Annotated in this window: 18 protein-coding genes; 4 read left to right on the top strand and 14 right to left on the bottom strand. The window is 46.6% G+C overall.

Translation table 11 applies throughout. The annotated features are described in order from the left end of the window. Positions 1-470 precede the first annotated feature (470 nt). From tyrS to QOX44_RS07815, 6 genes are all read right to left on the bottom strand, one after another. Complete coding sequence (gene tyrS, locus QOX44_RS07840; RefSeq protein WP_283682482.1) at positions 471-1694, bottom strand: tyrosine--tRNA ligase; 1224 nt, start codon at positions 1692-1694, stop codon at positions 471-473. A gap of 815 nt (positions 1695-2509) precedes the next feature. Continuing rightward, positions 2510-3253 (bottom strand): LytR/AlgR family response regulator transcription factor, encoded by a 744-nt coding sequence (locus tag QOX44_RS07835; RefSeq protein WP_283682481.1) that lies wholly within the window; start codon positions 3251-3253, stop codon positions 2510-2512. Position 3254: 1 nt separating this feature from the next. Next, on the bottom strand, positions 3255-3764 hold the full coding sequence (locus QOX44_RS07830) for a hypothetical protein (protein ID WP_283682480.1): 510 nt from the start codon (positions 3762-3764) through the stop codon (positions 3255-3257). Positions 3765-3810: 46 nt separating this feature from the next. After that, a complete protein-coding gene (floA, locus tag QOX44_RS07825; RefSeq protein ID WP_331488352.1) occupies positions 3811-4785 on the bottom strand; it encodes a flotillin-like protein FloA in 975 nt (324 codons plus the stop codon). After that, positions 4778-5275, bottom strand: a complete 498-nt coding sequence (locus QOX44_RS07820; RefSeq protein ID WP_283682479.1) for an NfeD family protein — start codon at positions 5273-5275, stop codon at positions 4778-4780. The genes floA and QOX44_RS07820 overlap by 8 nt, the downstream gene beginning before the upstream one ends. Before the next feature lie 103 nt (positions 5276-5378). Further along, entirely contained in the window at positions 5379-6260 is an 882-nt protein-coding gene (locus QOX44_RS07815; protein WP_283682478.1) for a sensor histidine kinase, read from the bottom strand. A 204-nt stretch (positions 6261-6464) separates the two neighbouring features. On the opposite strand from QOX44_RS07815, the gene QOX44_RS07810 reads away from it, so the two are divergent. Next, positions 6465-7847, top strand: a complete 1383-nt coding sequence (locus tag QOX44_RS07810) for an MATE family efflux transporter (RefSeq protein WP_283682477.1) — start codon at positions 6465-6467, stop codon at positions 7845-7847. Between the two features lie 123 nt (positions 7848-7970). On the opposite strand, the gene QOX44_RS07805 is transcribed toward QOX44_RS07810, so the two are convergent. After that, positions 7971-8147, bottom strand: coding sequence for a DUF4250 domain-containing protein (locus tag QOX44_RS07805; RefSeq protein WP_283682476.1), 177 nt, complete (start codon positions 8145-8147; stop codon positions 7971-7973). 26 nt (positions 8148-8173) lie between these two features. After that, positions 8174-10765, bottom strand: coding sequence for an ATP-dependent chaperone ClpB (gene clpB, locus QOX44_RS07800; RefSeq protein WP_283682475.1), 2592 nt, complete (start codon positions 10763-10765; stop codon positions 8174-8176). 282 nt (positions 10766-11047) lie between these two features. Here clpB and QOX44_RS07795 point away from each other — a divergent pair, with 282 nt between their 5' ends. Then, positions 11048-11668 (top strand): TetR/AcrR family transcriptional regulator, encoded by a 621-nt coding sequence (locus QOX44_RS07795; protein WP_283682474.1) that lies wholly within the window; start codon positions 11048-11050, stop codon positions 11666-11668. Continuing rightward, a complete protein-coding gene (locus tag QOX44_RS07790; RefSeq protein ID WP_283682473.1) occupies positions 11665-12414 on the top strand; it encodes an EFR1 family ferrodoxin in 750 nt (249 codons plus the stop codon). Before QOX44_RS07795 ends, QOX44_RS07790 begins: the two co-directional genes overlap by 4 nt. A 61-nt stretch (positions 12415-12475) precedes the next feature. Here QOX44_RS07790 and QOX44_RS07785 read toward each other — a convergent pair whose 3' ends face one another. After that, complete coding sequence (locus tag QOX44_RS07785) at positions 12476-14479, bottom strand: beta-galactosidase (RefSeq protein ID WP_283682472.1); 2004 nt, start codon at positions 14477-14479, stop codon at positions 12476-12478. 60 nt (positions 14480-14539) lie between these two features. Next, positions 14540-15739 carry a hypothetical protein gene (locus tag QOX44_RS07780; protein ID WP_283682471.1) on the bottom strand — a complete coding sequence of 400 codons (1200 nt, stop codon included), beginning with the start codon at positions 15737-15739 and terminating at the stop codon, positions 14540-14542. Positions 15740-16660: 921 nt separating this feature from the next. Here QOX44_RS07780 and QOX44_RS07775 point away from each other — a divergent pair. Further along, positions 16661-18061, top strand: a complete 1401-nt coding sequence (locus tag QOX44_RS07775; protein WP_283682470.1) for a hypothetical protein — start codon at positions 16661-16663, stop codon at positions 18059-18061. 86 nt (positions 18062-18147) lie between these two features. On the opposite strand, the gene QOX44_RS07770 is transcribed toward QOX44_RS07775, so the two are convergent. The 4 genes from QOX44_RS07770 to QOX44_RS07755 form a co-directional block, all read right to left on the bottom strand. Continuing rightward, positions 18148-18570 carry an SseB family protein gene (locus QOX44_RS07770; protein WP_283682469.1) on the bottom strand — a complete coding sequence of 141 codons (423 nt, stop codon included), beginning with the start codon at positions 18568-18570 and terminating at the stop codon, positions 18148-18150. 179 nt (positions 18571-18749) lie between these two features. Beyond that, positions 18750-19793, bottom strand: coding sequence for a J domain-containing protein (locus QOX44_RS07765; RefSeq protein ID WP_283682467.1), 1044 nt, complete (start codon positions 19791-19793; stop codon positions 18750-18752). Next, entirely contained in the window at positions 19790-19915 is a 126-nt protein-coding gene (locus QOX44_RS07760) for a hypothetical protein (RefSeq protein WP_283682466.1), read from the bottom strand. Before QOX44_RS07760 ends, QOX44_RS07765 begins: the two co-directional genes overlap by 4 nt. A gap of 4 nt (positions 19916-19919) precedes the next feature. Next, complete coding sequence (locus QOX44_RS07755; protein WP_283682465.1) at positions 19920-20498, bottom strand: 50S ribosomal protein L25; 579 nt, start codon at positions 20496-20498, stop codon at positions 19920-19922. Positions 20499-20522 lie beyond the last annotated feature (24 nt).

Here is a 20522-nt window from a genome sequence, read left to right as displayed (position 1 = left end):
AAACTCCCTCGTAAAGTTTTGACCGATTTCACAGATCCATTTAAAAATATTTTTCTCTAACTGCTTGAATGTTACGCCGTTTTCCTTTATCATTGAACTCATCATACAGACTCCTTATGTTTTTTCTGGACAATTAAACAATAAGACAAATCTGTATGATTGGGAAGAGGTTTCGGCCTCTTCCTTTATTTTTTTACTTTTTGCCAATGATAATTATACTCTAAGTCTGCCCGGCAGGCTTGCAGATTTATTCGCAGGACTGTTTATCATACATACAAAAAGGATGCCAAAGCACTGATCCCTTCTTCCGCCCAGATAATTTTCTTTGAACCTCTGCGGTTCTGCGAAAATCACACCGGGTATCCACCGGAATCAAGCCTTTTGGCATCCTCTTTCTTTTAATATCTGCAGCCCGTTACAGATGCTCCTGCCCGGCTGCATCTGCCATAGATACGTCCGCTCCGTCCAGCTTATCCCAGCAGAACCTTGCGGAAATTCTTCTTTCCTCTCTTTAAGACAATTCCATCGCCTTCCAGCTTTTCCTTTGCGATCACAGTCTTAATATCTGTCACCTTCTCGCCGTCGACTGCGACTCCGCCCTGCTCGACCGCACGGCGCCCCTCAGATCGTGTCGGTACCAGACCTGATTTCTGAAGAAGGGAAATAATATCAATCCCGTCGTCCTCCAGATCGTCCTGCGTAAGCTGTGTAGTCGGCATGTTCGCTGCATTTCCGCTGGAAAACAGCGCGCGCGCACCTTCCTGCGCCTTCTTTGCCTCTTCTTCTCCATGCACAAGGCTGGTCAGCTCGTATGCAAGGATCTCTTTTGCCGTATTGAGCTGACTTCCTTCCCATTTATCCATCTCATCGATCTGCTCCAGTGGAAGGAAGGTCAGCATACGCAGACATTTAAGAACATCCGCATCTGCAACATTTCTCCAGTACTGGTAGAAGTCAAACGGTGATGTCTTGTTCGGATCAAGCCATACAGCTCCGCTCTGCGTCTTACCCATCTTCTTGCCCTCAGAATTCAGCAGCAGCGTGATCGTCATCGCATAGGCATCCTTGCCGAGCTTCCTACGGATCAGCTCTGTACCGCCGAGCATATTGCTCCACTGATCATCTCCGCCAAACTGCATGTTGCATCCGTATTTCTGGTACAGTGCATAGAAGTCATAGCTCTGCATGATCATGTAGTTGAACTCAAGGAAGCTCAACCCGCGCTCCATTCTCTGCTTGTAGCACTCAGCCGTCAGCATACGGTTGACAGAAAAGTGCGGACCTACCTCACGCAGAAGTTCAATATAATTCAGATCCATCAGCCACTCTGCATTATTTACCATCAAAGCCTTGCCCTCTGAGAAGTCAATGAAACGGCTCATCTGCTTTTTAAAGCAGTCGCAGTTGTGCTGGATCGTCTCAACGGTCATCATCTGGCGCATATCTGATCTGCCAGACGGATCGCCGATCATTCCAGTACCGCCTCCGATCAGCGCGATCGGCTTATTTCCTGCCATCTGGAGACGCTTCATCAGACACAGCGCCATAAAATGTCCTACATGAAGGCTGTCTGCCGTCGGGTCAAATCCGATATAAAATGTGGCCTGCCCATTGTTCACAAGCTCGCGGATCTCCTTTTCGTCGGTGACCTGCGCGATCAGTCCTCTTGCTACCAGTTCGTCGTAAATCTGCATCTTTCTTTCCTCCTTAAAAATCGCGGAAACTATGCTGCACTGGGCTTCGCCCGCCCCGCACATTCCTCCGCCGTGCTGCGCCCCTCGTAAATCCTTCGGATTTCCTCGGTCGCGGGCTTCGCCCTGTTCTCTCCGCACACTTCTTCGCCGTGCTGCGCCCCTCGCAAATCCTTCGGATTTCCTCGGTCGCGGGCTTCGCCCTGTTCTCCTCGCACACTTCTTCGCCGTGCTGCGCCCCTCGCAAATCCTCCGGATTTCCTCGGTCGCGGGCTTCGCCCTGTTCTCCCTGCACATTTCTTCGCCGTGCTGCGCCCCTCGCAAATCCTTCGGATTTCCTCGGTCGCGGGCTTCGCCCTATAAAAGCAGCCCCTGACAAAAATGCCCGCAAGCGGTCATTTTGTCACTGTCTGCTTTTGCACGGCTCATTGCCTTCGCGCAAAAAAAGCTCCCGCCTTATATGATTGTATAAGGACGAGAGCTGTAATCCCGTGTTACCACCTTATTTCACAAGCAGCTCACACTGCCTGCCTCTGCAAGTACGATATGTACCCTGACTCGATAACGGTCGTCATCCGTCGCAGCCTACTGAAGCTTGGGAAGGACAGAAGCCAGGTTCTGTCTTTGCATACTGCCTGTTCGGTGCGAAGCTCCAGGATGTATTCAGAAACGGATTCCGTGTGCACCTCTCATCTGCCGGTAACTTTCTGTACCTTCCACCGTCGCCTACTTGTTCCCTTCAAAGCTTTTCTCAAGTATAGCCAGTCCCCTGCGTTTTGTCAAGGTGGTTTTCTGTGCTGTTTTCGGCCTTTGCCTCTTTACACAAAGCGTCTCTTAATTTCCTCAAATTTCTCTGCCGTCAGAAGCGCGTCCTCTCTGCGTCCCTGAAAGTGCACGGTATAGGTCCAGCGCCCATACGGTTCGATCCGGCTGATGCACGACAAATTGATGATATAGGACTTGTGGCTGCGCAGAAACTGCTCCGGATCCAGCTTTTTTTCAAGCTCTGACATGCTGGCTGAGGTCACGTAGCTGTCTGTCTTCGTGTAAATGACGGTCGCCTGATTTTCTCTCTGTATCAGCACGATATCCGGGATGGCGATAAAGCTCATGCTTTCTTTTCCCTTCACAAGCAGTCTGTCATGGCGGTACTCTGATTTTACGACTTTTTCTTCCGGTTCAAAGCTTTGATCCGGCTGATGCATCGCGGCGATACGGTCGAGTGTCTTATTCACACGGTCGACGGAAAAGGGCTTGACGAGATAATCAAACGCATACAGCTCAAATGCCTCGGACATATATTCTGCATGTGCCGTCGCAAAGATCAGCTTTACTTTTGGATCAAGCTCTGTGAGGATCTTTGCGCAGTCCAGCCCGTTCTCCCCTTTGATCCCAATATCCAGAAAAACGACCTCCGGCTGATGGCGGCGGAACAGGATCACCGATTCCGCCAGCGCATCGCACTCTGCCACAATCTCAAATTCTTCATGTTTTTCAATGATCTTTCTCAGGAGAAGGCGCATCCCTTCTTCATCCTCAATCAACATCACTTTGATCGTCATTTTATTGATTCATCCTTTTCTTTCGCCTTCTCCTCGACACCGGTTCGCCCAATATCTCACTCCAGATGACAGCCTCCTGCAGCCGTTTTGTGTCGCGGCGGCAATAGCCGGCAACCTGTGCAAAGGCTTCCTGTGATCGCTGGGGCGCTGCCGGTATAGGCGCCTGCTGGCGCAGTCTCCGGCTGTCTATCTGCTCCTGACGCCGTCTGGCTGCCACACGGTCGGGCTCTGCCTGAACGGTGCCGTCCCCGTCCTGTAGATCGGTCTGCACCTGCTCTTTCTCCCTGGCATCACCGATGTCTGAAAAGCCTTCTTTCATTGCCTCTATGGTAGCATTTTCTGCGGCTGCCAGTTTGAATGCCTTCGTCAGGACGCCTGCAACATCTGTGCCTGACTTTTTCCATTTTCTGTTTTTTGCGCGCACCCTCTGATCTGCTTTTACTGCCTGCCAGAACTGACCGGCCATCGTCTCTTCGAACTCTCTTTCAAAATCTCTTTTTGAAAATCCCATAGGAGCTCCTTTCCTGTGATCGCAGTCGTCCCACGCTCAGACAGCCTTACTCGATCACCGTATGCTCCGGTGTCTGACCGCCGATCATTTCACGCATGTCTGTATCTGCTTTGAGATTCTGCAGTTCGTAGTAATCCATCACGCCAAGCTTTCCCTCTCTGAGCGCATACGCCATTGCCTTAGGTACCTCAGCCTCTGCCTCAACTACATAAGCGCGCATTTCCTGTTCCTTCGCCACTGCCATTGCACGGCGCTCCTCGGCCTTTGCCTGCGCGATATTTTTATCTGCCTCTGCCTGAAGGCTCTGAAGCTGTGCGCCTACGTTTCTGCCGACATCAATATCCGCAATATCAATAGAAAGGATCTCAAATGCCGTCCCGGAATCCAGGCCCTTGCTCAGAACACGCTTGGAAATATCGTCTGGATTCTCAAGCACTTCCTTGTGCGATAGGGAGGAACCTACTGTTGTGACGATACCCTCACCGATCCTCGCCAGCACAGTTGCCTCCCCGGCGCCGCCGACAAGACGCTCCAGATTGGCTCTTACTGTGACGCGCGCCTTTACGAGAAGCTCGATACCATCCTTTGCCACCGCTGAAACATTTGCTGTCTCAATGACCTTCGGGTTTACGCTCATTTTTACCGCTTCCAGCACATTACGTCCTGCGAGATCGATCGCTGCTGCTTTTTCAAATTCCAGCTCGATCCCCGCACGCTCAGATGCGATCAGTGCATTTACTACATTGTCTACGTTACCGCCCGCCAGATAATGTGCCTCAAGCTGATTGACGCCAAGATCCAGTCCGGCTTTTCTTGCCTTGATCAGTGGCATAACGATCTTTGCCGGCTTTACGCGTCTAAGACGCATACCGATCATATTGAAGATGCTGATCCTTACATTTGCCGCGAGGGAAGATACCCAAAGCCCTACCGGGACAAATGCAAAAAACAGAACGATCAGCAGACCAATAATACCAAGAATCACAATCCATGTAATACTTCCCATACTCATACTATTCATACTCCTCTCCTCTTCTCTGCTTTACTACAAGCTTGGAACCTTCTACCTTAATGATTTCTATTTCCGTGCCTTTTGAGATATAATTGCCCTCCGACATCACGTCAAAATTCACTCCATCGAATTTCCCTATGCCGGCCGGGCGAAGATCTGTCGCCGCAGTCCCCTGTTTTCCCAACAGGTACTTCAGATCACCCGAGCTGATGTAGCCTTCTGTGCTGCGCTGTTCCTCCTCAAGTACGATCGGAGTCTTCAGCTTTCCACGGGACAGAAGATGCAGTATCACTGCCATCATGATACCGAGTACTGCCAGGATCGCGATCGTGATCACTGCCGCTTCCATTACGGAATCTGCGATGATAAATACGCCTGCCACAAAACAGACGATTCCGCTGATACCTGGTACAGAAAATCCCGGAAGCACCATTTCGATCCCGACCAGAACGAATCCGGCGATCAATAAAATGATGCCAAGTAACTGAACCGCCTCCATATCTCCCCCTCCTTTCTGACTGATTCACCATTCGGTATATCTATATTATATTCCTTCAGACGGATCTGAGAAGATATATCGCGTCATTTATACAGTTTTCCCCTCAACCTGTCATTTTCCGGCCGTGAACTGACATCCGGGACCGCTGCTTTGGGATACCCACTGCAAACGAGGTCTCTTCCTGGCTGCTCTCCAGACGGATGCTGCCGCCTATCTCCTTCAATATAGAAGAAACAATCGCCAGCCCCATCCCGTGCCCCTCCTCCTTTTTCGTTGTATATCCGGTCCGAAAGATCAGTTTTTGCTGTGCTTTTGGTATTTCCGGCCCGTTATTCTTGACAAGAAACAGGTACTCCCCGTGATTTTCGCCGATACAAAGCCGTATCCAGCGCTCCTTTTCCATCTGTCCTGCTGCCGATGGCAGCTGAGAAAGCGCTGTCACTGCATTGTCGATCAGATTGGCGAGGATCTTACACAGCTCCCACGGCTCCACAGAGAGATTTTTCAGCTGCGCCCCTACCTCCAGATAAAAATCAATGCCCTGCCGTTCTGCCTCCTCCATCTTCGCCTGCAGCAGTGCATTCACTGCCGGCTGCGATGTCTTGAGCGCGCGGCTCACCTTCATAATATCCTTAAACACTGGCTGCAGATAATCTCTTGCGCTCTCAAATTCTCCAAGCTCCAGAAGTCCATTGACGATCTGCATCTGGTTCAGATAATCATGGCGCTGTTCACGAAGCTTCAGGTTCAGATTCTCGAGGTTGCTCAGATTTTCCTCGTAATTTTTCTTCTGATACCGCAAAAGGGATACAAGTCCTGCCAGAGACAGCATACTGCAAAGCAGCACGACGAGGATCGACGCATTCTGCATTTCCTCTGAATAGGTGATCAAATCTCCCCACAATTCGATCAGTATCCCCGTACCGAGCACAAGCTGCAGCCCGTTCACCAGAAAAAGCATTCTGGAAAGTTTTCTCACTGACATACACAATTCCTCCTGATATCCTCATTATACTTGAAAAATACAGGAATATCCACCAGGTTTTTCAGACATTTTCTTCTGAATTTTCAGACAATTCTCTTCCACGAAATCATTGACAATATAATTGTTTCCTTATATAATAGTGCCACTGCATATCGGATAATTAGTCATTTAACTAATTAAATTTTCACACAAGGAGGTCTGTTCATGGAAAAAACTGTAACAAATAACAGCGCTGCCCCCACCCAGAACAAGATGGGGACAATGCCAATTCCCAAGCTTTTACTTTCAATGTCTCTGCCCATGGTCATTGCGATGCTGGTGCAGGCCATGTATAACATCGTAGACAGTATTTTCGTTTCTCAGATCAACGAAAATGCTCTGACTGCCGTATCTCTCGCCTTTCCGATCCAGAATCTGATGATCGCAGTTGCCACAGGTATCGGCGTCGGCGTAAATGCTCTTTTATCCCGCAGTCTCGGCGAAAAGAACTATGAGCAGGCAGAAAAAGCTGCCAATGTCAGCGTGCTGCTCTCTGTACTCAGCTATATCGTATTCGCACTGATCGGTCTGTTTGGCTCACGTCTGTTCTTTGCATCCCAGACGCAGGATCCGCAGATACTGGAATACGGCATACAGTATATGTCCATCATCTGTATCTTTTCCTTCGGCATTTTCATCGAGATCAACATGGAACGTCTGCTCCAGTCGACGGGACGTACTTTCTATACTATGATCACGCAGGGCTTTGGAGCGATCATCAATATCATTTTTGACCCGATTCTGATTTTCGGTTACTTCGGTTTTCCGAAAATGGGTGTGGCAGGTGCCGCTGCTGCTACCGTATTCGGGCAGATCATTGCCATGGCACTCGGTATTTTCTTCAATCTGCGCAAAAACAAAGAGCTGAAGCTTTCCTTTAAGAGAATGCGCTTTCATGGACCGACGGTTAAAAATATCTATGCTGTCGGCGTACCGTCCATCCTGATGGCATCGATCGGTTCCGTTATGACATTCGGTATGAATAAGATTCTGCTCCAGTTTTCTTCCACCGCAGCAACTGTGCTCGGCGTATACTTCAAGCTCCAAAGCTTCTTCTTCATGCCTCTGTTCGGCATGAACAACGGTATCGTTCCGATCATTGCTTTCAACTATGGTGCACAGCAGAAGAAGAGGATCACACAGACCATCAAGATTGGAAATATCGTTGCTTTTATCGTCATGGTCCTTGGCATCATCGCTTTCAATCTCTTCCCGGAGATGCTGCTTGGATTCTTCAATCCGTCGGACGATCTGCTTGCGATCGGATGCAAAGCGCTGCGCACGATCAGTATCAGTTTCCTGTTTGCAGGCTTTTGTATCGTTTTCAGCTCCGTATTTCAGGCGCTCGGCAACGGTATGTACAGCCTGTTCGTGTCCGTCTCCCGTCAGCTTCTCGTGCTCCTTCCGTGTGCATACCTGCTGGCTATGGTATCCGGCCTCGATGCTGTATGGTGGTCTTTCCCGATCGCAGAGGTAGTATCCGTGACTGTATCGGTTCTTCTGTACCGGAGGATCTACAAAAAGAAAATTGACGTTATTCCGGAGTAGTGCCGGTCAGAGATTTTCCTGCGACATAAAAGACTGATTTAAAAAACTGCTGCAAATACGTACCCGGGCAGGCATCGCCCCCCCCACGTATTTGCAGCAGTTTTTCTTATATTATTTTATTTTTTACAAAAATCTGTTTTTCTCCTCATCATACTCATATCCCACTGTCCCAAGCTTCTCCTCGATTGCTTTGCGGTCTGCATCCAGACTGGCGCAAAGCTCGTCGAGCGAACAATAATGATCGCGAAGCTGCGTATTGATATAACTCAGAAGCATGATCGGATCCTGTGGCAAGCTCATTGTTTCTCTCCTTTTTATCGCACTTTTTATGACTTCGGTTTCACCTGCGCTGTCAGCTTCCCATCCTCTACCCGGAACAGTATCGTATCATCCATACCGACATTCCCTGAGAGGATCAGACGTGCTGCCAGTGTCTCTACATTTTTCTGCAGGAACCGTTTCAGAGGACGCGCACCGTATACAGGATCGTATCCTCCCTCTATAATATAATCCTTTGCGTCTGCCAGGAGCTCCAGATGGATCTCCTGCGTGGCCAGACGCCGGTTCAGATCGCTGACCATGAGATCAATGATATTGCCGATATTGTCCTTCGTAAGCGGTTTGAACATGATGATCTCATCCAGACGGTTCAAAAACTCCGGCCGGAAGCTTGCGCGCAGCTGTTCCATCACAAGCTCCTGACTCTCCTTGCGTATACTGCCATCCGGCTCAATGCCGTCCAGCAAAAACTGTGAACCGATATTTGAGGTCATGATCAGGATTGTATTCTTGAAATCGACGGTTCTTCCCTGAGAGTCCGTGATGCGTCCGTCATCTAACACCTGTAAAAGCACATTAAATACATCCGGATGCGCCTTCTCGACCTCGTCAAAAAGAACAACGGAATACGGTTTTCTGCGGACTGCCTCAGTAAGCTGACCGCCTTCCTCATAGCCGACATATCCTGGAGGCGCTCCGATCAGACGCGACACAGAATGCTTCTCCATATACTCACTCATGTCGATGCGCACCATATTCTGCTCATCATCAAACAGATTCTCCGCAAGCGCTTTGGCCAGCTCCGTTTTTCCGACACCGGTAGGACCGAGGAACAAAAATGAACCGATCGGCTTGGACGGATCCTTGATCCCTGCCTTAGAGCGCAGGATCGCCTCTGTCACTTTTTCCACCCCGTCATCCTGTCCGATGACTCTCTTGTGAAGCTCTTCGTCAAGCGCGAGGATCTTCGCACGCTCGCCCTGCGTCAGCTTCGCTACCGGGATACCCGTCCAGCGCGAAATAATCTTTGAGATCTCTTCTTCTGTCACGCTTTCATGTACGAGCGTCATTTCGCGGGCATTGACCCTGTCCTCCTCGATCGCAAGCTGCTGCTGGAGCTTTGGCAGCTCGCCGTACTGCAGCTCGGCTGCCTTATTCAGATCATAATTGCGCTTTGCAAGCTCGATCTCTTTGTTCATCGCCTCGATCTGCTCGCGCAGCGTTGACAGATTTTCCACTGCCTTCTTTTCATTATCCCACTGCGCCTTTTGTGCGTTAAAATCATCGCGCAGTTCGGCCAGCTCGCGCTGCAGCGCTTCCAGGCGGTCACGGCTGGGCTTATCTGTCTCTTTTTTCAGCGCAGCCTCCTCGATCTCCATCTGCATGATCCTTCTTTGCAGCTCGTCAAGCTCCGTTGGCAGAGAATCCAGCTCTGTCTTGATCAATGCGCATGCCTCATCGACAAGGTCGATCGCCTTATCCGGCAGAAAACGGTCGGAAATGTAGCGGTGTGAAAGAGTAGCAGCCGCCACGAGCGCACTGTCTGTGATCTTCACACCATGAAATACCTCATACCGCTCCTTCAGACCACGCAAAATCGAGATCGTATCCTCCACGGTCGGCTCATCCACCATAACCGGCTGGAACCTCCGCTCCAGTGCGGGATCCTTTTCAATATATTTGCGGTACTCGTCGAGCGTCGTCGCACCGATACAGTGCAGCTCGCCGCGCGCCAGCATCGGTTTGAGCATATTTCCGGCGTCCATCGCACCGTCCGTCTTTCCTGCTCCGACGATCAGATGCAGCTCGTCAATAAAGAGAATAATCTCTCCCTCGCTCTTTCGGACTTCCTCCAGAACTGCCTTCAAACGCTCCTCAAACTCACCGCGGTATTTTGCGCCTGCGACAAGCGCTCCCATATCAAGGGCAAAAATCTTTTTATTTTTCAGCCCCTCCGGCACATCGCCGCGCACGATCCTCTGCGCCAGTCCCTCGACTGCCGCTGTCTTTCCGACGCCCGGCTCACCGATCAGTACTGGATTGTTTTTCGTCTTTCTGGAAAGAATACGGATCACGTTTCGGATCTCCGCATCGCGTCCGATCACCGGATCCAGCTTCTGGTTTCTCGCACGCTCCACCAGATCCTGACCGTATTTATTTAACGTATCGTACGTCGCCTCCGGATTATCCGACGTCACCCTCTGATTGCCCCGCACAGACGAAAGCGCCTGCAAAAAGCGCTCCTTTGTGATGCCGAATTCTTTCCAGAGCTGCTGCATCGAAGCACTCGGGTGGTTCAGAAGCGACAGGAACAGATGCTCTACCGAAACGTACTCGTCGCCCATCTGCTTTGCCACATCCTCGGCACTGATCAGCGCTTTATTCAGATACTGCCCGACGTACGCATTCCCGCCGGATACCTTCACCCGCGCATCGATCATCTGCTGCACACGGTTCTCAAAATACGTAAGCTGGATCTCCATTTTCTCGATCAGCTTTGCGATCAGGCTGTCCTCCTGATGCAAAAGCGCATACAGTAAATGCTCCTGCTCAATCTCCTGATTTCCTGCGTCAAGCGCTATTTTCTCGAGGTCATTGATCGCCTGTATGGATTTCTGTGTAAATTTACTGATATTCATAAGCTAACCTCCTCATACTCTGTTTTTCACCAGAAGCACAGTCATTGGATGTCTCAAAATCCAACCTCAGCTCCTGTTATATCCGAACTATAACATAAGTTGTTAGCACTGTCAAGAGGTGAGTGCTAATTTATTTTTTATTTTGCCGAAGTTTATCAGTAAATCTTTCAAAAAGTTTTTCTTATCTCTTACTGCGGGAAAGTTTCTAAAGTCCCTCTCAAACTTGACACTGTAAAGTTTAAACCTTATAATATAGACAGTGTAAAGATTGGAGGAATTAGTATGACACAGCAACGACAGACCTATCATCACAAAGACTTGCGAAACGCTTTGATTGAAGCAGGTATTCAGATTGTAAGTACAGAGGGAGTAAATGCTTTTTCTTTGAGAAAGGCAGCTGCGGCGTGTGGTGTCAGCCATGCTGCTCCTTATAGCCATTTTCAAAATAAAGAAGAGCTGCTTGAAGCAATGCAATTATTTATTACAGATAAATTTTCTGAACAGTTAGAAAGTACCGTTCAAAAGAATAATAATGTTGCAGAAATACTGAAAGATATGGGGATAGCCTATGTATCTTTCTTTATAGACAACCCTGCTTATTTTCAATTTTTATATTCTCAATCCAATATAAAAATCGACTTATCGTTCTCAATACCAGACGCCCAAAACTATAAACCTTATATCATCTATAAAAATATTGTAAGCAAATTATTAGAGCAGACGCACTATTCGGAAGAAAAACAAAATGATATCATCATAACTATCTGGGCTTTTATACATGGGATTACTTCACTAGCCACCATGAATAATGTGAATTACGATAAGGACTGGAAAAATAAAGTCATTGATTTTATGGACATTTTTCAGCTTTCCTTTTTAGATAATGCAGGAGAAAAAATATGATTGGGATTTATTTTAGCGGAACAGGAAATACAAAATATTGTTTAGAAAAGTTTATTGCTCTATATGATAAGAGCATTGAAATAGCTGCTTTAGAAGATAAAGATACAATAGAAAAAGTTGCATACCATAAAGACATCATTTTTGCCTATCCAATTTATTACAGCAACCTGCCTAAAATTGTACGGGATTTTATCTGCGAAAATTCTGATATATGGAAAGGAAAACGCATTTTTGTTATTGCAACAATGGGACTGTTCAGCGGCGATGGTGCGGGGGTATCTGCAAGATTGTTCAAGCGATACGGCGCACAGATATGGGGTGGACTCCATTTGAAAATGCCGGATTGTATTTGTGATGTAAAAGCCTTAAAGCGTACTCCGGCTCAAAATAAACAAATCGTCATAGAAGCAGAAAACTGTATAAAATCAGCGGTATACAATCTGAAAAATGGCACTCCAACTAAAAATGGTTTGGGATTGTGGTGTCATATTGCAGGTCTTTTAGGACAGCGGCTTTGGTTTTACCGTAAAACACAAGCGTATTCAGACAAAATACAGATAAATGCCGACACCTGTATAAGGTGCGGCAAATGCGCATTGGTATGCCCTATGAATAACTTGTCCTTATCAGAAGGTAAGATGACAGCAAACGGGCGGTGTACCTTATGCTATCGGTGCGTAAACCAATGCAGCAAGAAAGCAATTACCATTTTGGGGAAACAAGTGATTTTCCAACACTCTGTTTAGCGTCAGTGAACAGGGGACAAAATTTTCTGCCCCCTGTTCCTCTGCTTTCAAACATACCTTATCATATCTGAAAAATGCAAACCTGATATTTTTCAAGTTTCCAGTCACTTGTAGCATATGTGTCTCTCAAAAGTTCGTGGCAGCCATAAAATGTTTCTGGAAGTTTCTTCTCTTCATCTTGAAAATTCATTACGAAATACAGCTTTTTATCACCCTGCCTGCGGCAGACAATTTCCAATCCATCACTATTTTTAACCAATGGTTCTACACTGCCTGATTTGCAGACCATATCCAGAATTTCGTTTTTTCCATTCTTTGAAAGCTGTGTTCCGATGTAATACACACGGCCATTTCCAAAATAGTTTAATGTAATTGCCGGCTCGCCCGCATAGAAATCTTCCGTATATTCGCCCAGGCTCTGAGCACTTTCCAGATGGATTCTCTCACATACCAAATTACAGGAGAAAACCTTTCCGCCTTCTGTTTTTACTCCATTTTTTTGTTCCGGAGCAAGCGCATCAATTTCTTCTACCCAAATTCCCGCAAGGTTTCTAAGCGTACCTGGATATCCTCCAAGGTAAACATTATCAGACTGATCTACAATTCCACTCATATATGTAGTAACCAGAATACCTCCGTTTTTTACAAATTCTTCCAGGGCTTCTTTCACTCCTGCTTTGACCATGTACAGCACCGGTGCAACAATAATTTTATACTGATTAAAATTTGCATTTGTTGGCACCATATTAATCGGAATATTTCTCTCATAAAAATATTCATAGTAAGAATGTATCTGTTCCACATATTTTAAATCCACAGATGGTCCGCTGGTATATTCAAGCCCCCAGTAATTATCCCAGTCAAATACAATTCCAACCTGCGCCTCATTTCTGCTCCCCAGAATTGTATCACTGAGCATTTCCAGTTCTTTTCCCAACTCCTGAGTCTCGCGGAACACTCTTGTATTTTTCGTCCCTGCATGGCTGATCACAGCGCCATGGAATTTTTCACATGCGCCAATGCTTCGCCGAAGCTGGAAAAACTGGATTGTGTCAGCACCATGTGCGATCGTCTGGTAACTTTGCGCCCTCATCTGTCCTGGACGCTTCAGCGAATTATACGGCTGCCAGTTCTGCTGGCTTGGTGTTTGTTCCATCAGCATAAATGGTTTATCCTTTAATCCACGCATAAGGTCGTGGCACATTGCAGTCAGACTCCAGGGTGTATCATAAGCCGGATAGTTATCCCAGGATACTACGTCCATCTCTTTTGCCCATTTAAAATAATCCAGCTCCTTATAGGTCCCCATAAGATTAGTGGTAATCACAGTTTCTTTATCAAATTCCCGGATAGCATCCCGCTCATCAATATAATTCTGAAGCATGCTGTCCGAGTTAAAACGCCTATAATCAATGGAGATTCCGGCAAATGCACTACGACCATCCCATAACCCTTCACTTAATGCATTCGGCACCACAATTTCTTCCCAGTCATACAAAGTATGTCCCCAGAACTCTGTGTTCCATGCTTTATTCAATGCTTCCAACGTTTTATATTTTTTTCGTAGCCATACCCGAAACGCCTTTTCACAGTTTTCGCAGTAGCAGGCTCCTCCATATTCATTACTGATATGCCAGCATTTCACATGCGGATTTTTTCCATATCGCTCTGCCAGCTTTCCTGCCAACGCAGCTGCAAACTGACGAAATCTCGGGGAGTTTGGGCACGCATTATGACGCTGTCCATATTTATGTAATCGGCCTTCATAATCCGTTCTCTCTACTTCAGGATATTTTTTCGCCATCCATGCCGGAAGTGCTGCTGTAGATGTGCCAAGGACAATATCATAGTTTTCCTTACTCAACATCTCAATAATTTCATCCAGCTCAGAAAAATCATATACTTCCTCAGATGGTTGAATTTTCGCCCAGGAAAAAACATTTACAGTTGCACTGTTAATATGTGCATCGCGAAAAATTCTCATATCTTCTTTCCAGATTTCTTTTGGCCACTGATTCGGGTTATAATCTCCACCATATAAAATACGTTTTATTTCTTTACTCATTCTTTTTTCTCCTTCTATTATTCTTCAACAAATGTAGATATGACAATACTGAACAGTTACTTACTGTTGATGTCCGACTTGTAACAAATTGTAATAAAGCCCCCAGTCCTGATCATTGGCATATGGATCTGCAAAATCAGCCTTTTGATCATTTACAAACATTGGATATACATATGCACAGGAAGCCCTTCCATTTTTAAAGAACAGGGGAAGTACACCTCTGATCGAAGCCTCGCCTCGCTCTATCCATCTGCTGTCTTTCAAAATTTTACCATACATTTTAAAGACCATGCCACTCGTTGCACTCCAGTAATGAGGAAAGGTATCGCCAAAAAATCTTCTTTTTCCAAACCAGTAGCCATCCCAATGCCGAATCGCAACTTCATTCATACGATAATCCGGCTGTATCCCATTAAACAATTCCAGAATTTTGATCTGCCTGGATCCTTCTTCCAGGTATTTTTTGTTCCCTGTCAGAATATACACAGACAGCAATATATCTACAGCGGGGGCTACGATCGACTGTTCGTAGTTGACCTCTGAGCCGGGATAGTTTTCTCCATATTCACATAGACGTTCTGCATGTTTTTTAAACATTTCCAGTAGAATATCATATTCCTTCCCGAACATTTTCTTTTCAGACTGTTTCTTTTTCAATTCTTCCATCAGTAGCAAAACTGGCAACTGGATCGGATAAAAATCTGTTCCTCCATCCATATAAAAATACTGGACAATCCGACAGGCAATCATCAGATCCTCTTCTTTTTTCCAAAGGCGATAAACTTCAAGAAAAAGAGTTGCCGCCCAGGGGAGATTGTAAAGTCTGTGATAACTGTCATCCATTCCTGCATCATTGTAAACCTTTCCAGTTCTGGTATCCACTAACTCCCTCTTTACATATTCCATATATTGTTTCAGGCTGTTTTCCAGTTTCGGAAATTTTCCTGCGCCTTCTTCCTGTAGAAAACGAGCTATAAGTCCCCCCATCCCCATACGTTCACGTCCGCCATTAAAGTCGTTTTCCGGTGTATAGATCAACCGCTCCTCATCATTGTCGTAAATCAAATATGCACCTTTAAGGAGGCCCTCCTTCTGGTATTGCTGATGTTCTGCTATAAATTCGCATCTCTTTCTGGTCAGCGTTCGCACATCCTCCTGCACAAAAATCCGGCAAAAGGTTTTTATGTCATCTACGCAGATTTCTATTATCTGTTCCCCTGTCTGCTTCGCCGTAAATATATATACATAATATATATACATAAGAATTTGTCCGACTACTACATTTCCGGATGAGTACATGTCCATCTACAGTTACCTGTTCAGCCTGGAAAACCGGTTGAATACAGATTTTACAGGTTTCTCCCGGATATAAAACATATCTGTCTGCCTGTACATGCACAAATTTTTTATAATACTTACCTGCCTTTTCCAGGAAATCTTCTTTCCCGTTATGTGGAAAAATCACCCAACAGATTTTCTTTGTCTCACCCGGCATAAATTCCATTCCTTCTGTATGAAGATAAAAGCATCCTCTGTCATTGCTCTGTCTGAATAAATTGCGCTGCACACTATATCCAGCCAGACTTCCACTGGTTACAACCATTCCCAGATGCGGAGCCTTTCCTCCCATTCGCACTGCGCACAGCCAGCTTATATTTTTTCCGCAGAATATATGCGCATGACAACGCTTAACAAGACTTGTCTGGCTGTCTTCATACTGATCTGGTACTGGAAAAGAGATCCGTATGTCCTGATTATTAGTAAAGTAGGGCTTATTTTGCTGGTTTTTTATGCTAATCTCAGTTCTGACCACATCCCCTTCCCGTATCGTAGCCGTCTCATAAGATGATGAACTTTTACATACCAGCTGTAAAGAACGATTTGCGAATACAAACGGATTTCCCAACAGATCAGAACATGCATCCATAACATGTTGCAGCCCTTTCCCACCTATTATCATTTCGAATAGTTGTGCTTTATAGTCTGTACTTTTCACGTATCAGATTTCCCCCTTTACCAATCAGATTATATTACATACCACTGTTTTTTCAATGTCGGATAAGCTTATGTCTTTCCTGCCATCGCCTGTATCCCAAAATCCTGTCTGCGCCTATTGACCTGCAAATAAACCGCGCCTATAATAAAAACAAAGTATCTTTCAGGAAGGAGAATAACCGCACTATGAAAAAAGACCATATCATAAAATGGAAAGCAGGCAAAGCATTCCTGGCATCTGGAATTATCAGTCTGTGCCTTTTTTTGCTGCCCTCTGCCGCACGCGCCGCAGATCCGCATCCAGAGCTGGCAGCTTATGAAAAATTTCTGACACAGCGTCAGAGCATCTCCTGTAAGGGGATCCCGACCTCCTTTGATATTGAAGCATTTCTTACAACAGATGTAAATGGCGACAATGTATATGAACTGATCGTTTCGGATAAGGATCTCTGCGATAATCTATCCGCAGGCGATCATACTCATGTAACGCTCTATAAGTATCAGGTAGGATGTGTAGATGTCGTAAATGGGATCTTTACGAAAAAGGGCGGCGAAAATACCGTTTATATTTCGAAAACATACGCCCGCGTCATGGCTCAGACCATCTCCGGGGAATGGCTTGCGCTTGACCAGTATGGCTATCCTTATACTTATACCCGGAGACCATCTGCGGATTACAAAAAATACACGCTGCACAAAAATACTGCCGGAAACAGAAAGAAATACCTGGGGAAAGACCAGACACATTCTGAGATTTCCGATAAATACGAAAAAAAGCTGACTGCTATTACTAAGAAACAGAAAAAGCTTGAAAATACCATGAACAAGAATGGAAAAAAGGTAGTGAAACAAGTTTCCTCTTCCTACGATGCACTCAAGAAAAAACCGCTGGATCAGCTCTCCAGGCATATCAGGACAGTGCTTGCATCCAATCTGCCTGCCAGCGCTGAACGTGCCTTTGTCAAGGTGTTTACTGATACAATTCAGGATAAGCTGATCGTCAAGCCATCTTCCTATAAGAGCTGTAAAACAGCGGCACAGCTCGTAAATAAAGTAGCATCTCAGATTTTAAATGAGGAGGGGACTTTTACTTTCCGGAGCAAGGGTGTTACCTATACAGCCACGTTTCACTCCATCGGGACCGCAGGAGCTTCTTATATCAGCGGCTCTGTCAGAGGCAGCAACGGTCGTACCTATCCCTTTGGCGGGACGATCACCAGCAAACAGAACATAAAAGAAGAACTGAACCAACTGAAAAAATTCAGTGATCAAAAGGTAGAAGAGGCAAAAAAAGAGGTGCTGTCTGTCTCGGGTGATCTTCTTGCTCCCAAAGCGCTTCGAAAGTATTTAAAGACCGCTTCAAAAAGTCATTTATACAAAACTGTAAGTAAAAAATCTCCGGCTGCGGCAAAGCTGATAAAAAAAGGAATCGACACGGCAGATAAATTTTCCGCCCTCGAAAAAGCCTACAAAGGGCTGCTTTCACTTGACCTTCAAAATACGCCGGAGGATAAGATCATAAAACAGATCGCTCAGTACAACAAAAAAGTGGCTGCTTTTGAAAAAGCAGTAGATGCACTCTTTTAAAAGATCCTCTCTCATAAAGCGGAGAGCTGCTGCAGCATACATCCCGCGCTGCGCTTTCGGTGCTTTTTCTCCGAATGCCACCGGGATCATTCGTTTGCAGCAGTCTCTCCCAAAATAATCCGTATAAGCTGCCTGTTCAGCATGAGCGTACAATGATACGGATTGAGGATAAGACCTTCTATCCCGTCTGCGTCCAGCGTAATCCGAAAAATCTTTCCAAGCTCTGCTGTAAATGCAGACATGACCCCATTTTTATCCTTTGACTGTTCTTCAAAGCTTGTATATGCTGTAAACCATCTTTTCCCGTCATCGGTGCAAAGCACCCGCATCTGAAGGGAATCCTGCCCTGCAAGCGGATCCAGTGAAACGATCACATGCCCGTTTTCTTTTGCCCGTTTGCGTATTACAGTTAATGTATGCGCCAGCATTTCATCTGTCATCTCTTTTTGCAGCGCATGGATCGCTGTTTCTATTTTCTCATTTCCTGCCAGTTTTCTATCCTGTTCCATCTTTTTTCTCCTGTATACGACTCTTTGTCTTTTTTGTCCCTTTATTTTATCGCATTTCAGGGAAAAAAGCAAAGAGCTGTCAAAAGTCAAAAGAAACATAAAAACGGAGCTGCTGCTCCATAGATGATTATTCATCTACTTTGCAACAGCTCCCAGCAGATTCTTCTTTTCTTCTTTCTTTATGCTGCGCTTCCGTTCGGTCTGTTCCCCCGTCTGGCGCAGCTTTGTTCAAATTCCTTTAGCCTGCGCTTTGCTTCCATCGTCAGATCCCGCGGCACCTGGATCTCTACTGTCACATACTGATCTCCGCGCACAGACGGCTGGCTCATGGACACGATTCCCTTGCCCCGCAGCCGGATCTTTGTCCCGCACTGCGTACCGGGCTTTAAGCTGCACAGGACGGTGCCGTCGATCGTCTGTACTGGCACCTCTCCGCCGAAGACTGCCGTCGTAAACGGCACCTGCACCGTTGTATAGATGTCCTGCCCTTTTCGCGTAAATCCCGGCTTTTCCATCACTGTGATCTGCAGCAGCAGATCGCCCGCCGGTCCGCCTCCCATACCCGGAGCGCCTTTCCCCTGCAGGCGGATCGTTTTTCCGTCTGCGATCCCTGCCGGAATATTGACCTCGTATGACTGCACGCTGCCGTCATCCCGTCTCAGCCGCACAAGCTTTTTCCCGCCAAAGGCGGCTTCCTCAAAGGTAAGCGTAAGCTGTGCACTCACATCCTGCCCTCTGCCAGCATACGAAGAGCCTGCTCTGCCATACGGACCGCCGCTGTGCCGCGTCCCGGATCCGTGACCGCCTGCACCTCCATAGCCGGAAAATCCGCCGAATGCAGAGTCTCCAAAGGAGGAGCCAAAAAATTCCTTCAGGATATCATCCATACCCCCCGCATTTCCTTCAAAATGATATTCATGGAATCCATCTCCAGACCGGAAGCTGCCATAGCCTCCCGGATCACCGCCATACGTCCCTGCACCGGAAAATCCTTCTTCGAATGCCGCATGGCCAAACTGGTCATACAGTTTTCGCTTTTCTTTGTCGCTCAGAACATTATATGCCTCTGTGATCTCTTTAAACCTTTCCTCTGCCTGCGCGTTGCCGCTGTTCGTATCGGGATGGTACTTTTTTGCCAGTCTTCGGTACGCCTTTTTCACAGAAGCCTCATCTGCATTTTTGTTAATGCCCAGGACCTCATAATAATCTCTTTTTGTCCTCAAATCCTCTCACCTCCCTGATATGTCTGCACAAAATCCCTGTACAAAATCTCTTCTGTGTCCGGCTTGCCACAATGCAGGAAGAGGACAAGCTCCCTGCCGGATACCTGCCCTCTGTCTGCCATCTTATTATTCTTCTGCTTCCGTTTCTTCTTCCGCAGCCTTATTATTGACCATAGCCACCGTTACGACTGCCTCCTGAGGATCGGTCAGCAGCTCAATCTTTTCATTCGCTGCGATCGCAAGATCCCTGACACGGATCGTATCTCCTGCTCTCATATCTCCTACGTCTACGAGCACCTGATCCACCAGGTCCTCCGGGAGCGCTTTATAGGAAATCTCTTTTAACAGCTCTTCCAGTACGCCGGTGCTTACCTTCTCGTGGTTCTGCAGCACGATCTCCGCAACAGAATGTACCTTCTGTCCGCTGACAAGCGCCTGAAAATCTATCTCTTCTACACAGTGCTTCATGGAATTATATTCTACATCCTTGATCAGTACATGGTAGGTTTTATTATCAACATTCAGAAGGATCTGACTGCCTTTATGGCACGTTTTCAGCAGTCCCTCCACCTCTCTGGCTGTCATCTGCAGCGGTATGGATGCTTCAATCTCTCTTCCGAATAAATTACCTGTCACAAAGCCTTCTCTTCTCAATTTCTTTGCCCGGACATCCATGCTTCTTTTTTCAGCTTTTAAAGTATTCATTTATCTTTTCCTCCAAGCTTCGAT

The sequence above is a fragment of the Parablautia sp. Marseille-Q6255 genome, from assembly GCF_951230155.1.
GTDB lineage: Bacteria > Bacillota > Clostridia > Lachnospirales > Lachnospiraceae > Choladousia.
This window is presented reverse-complemented; position numbering and strand designations above follow the sequence as displayed.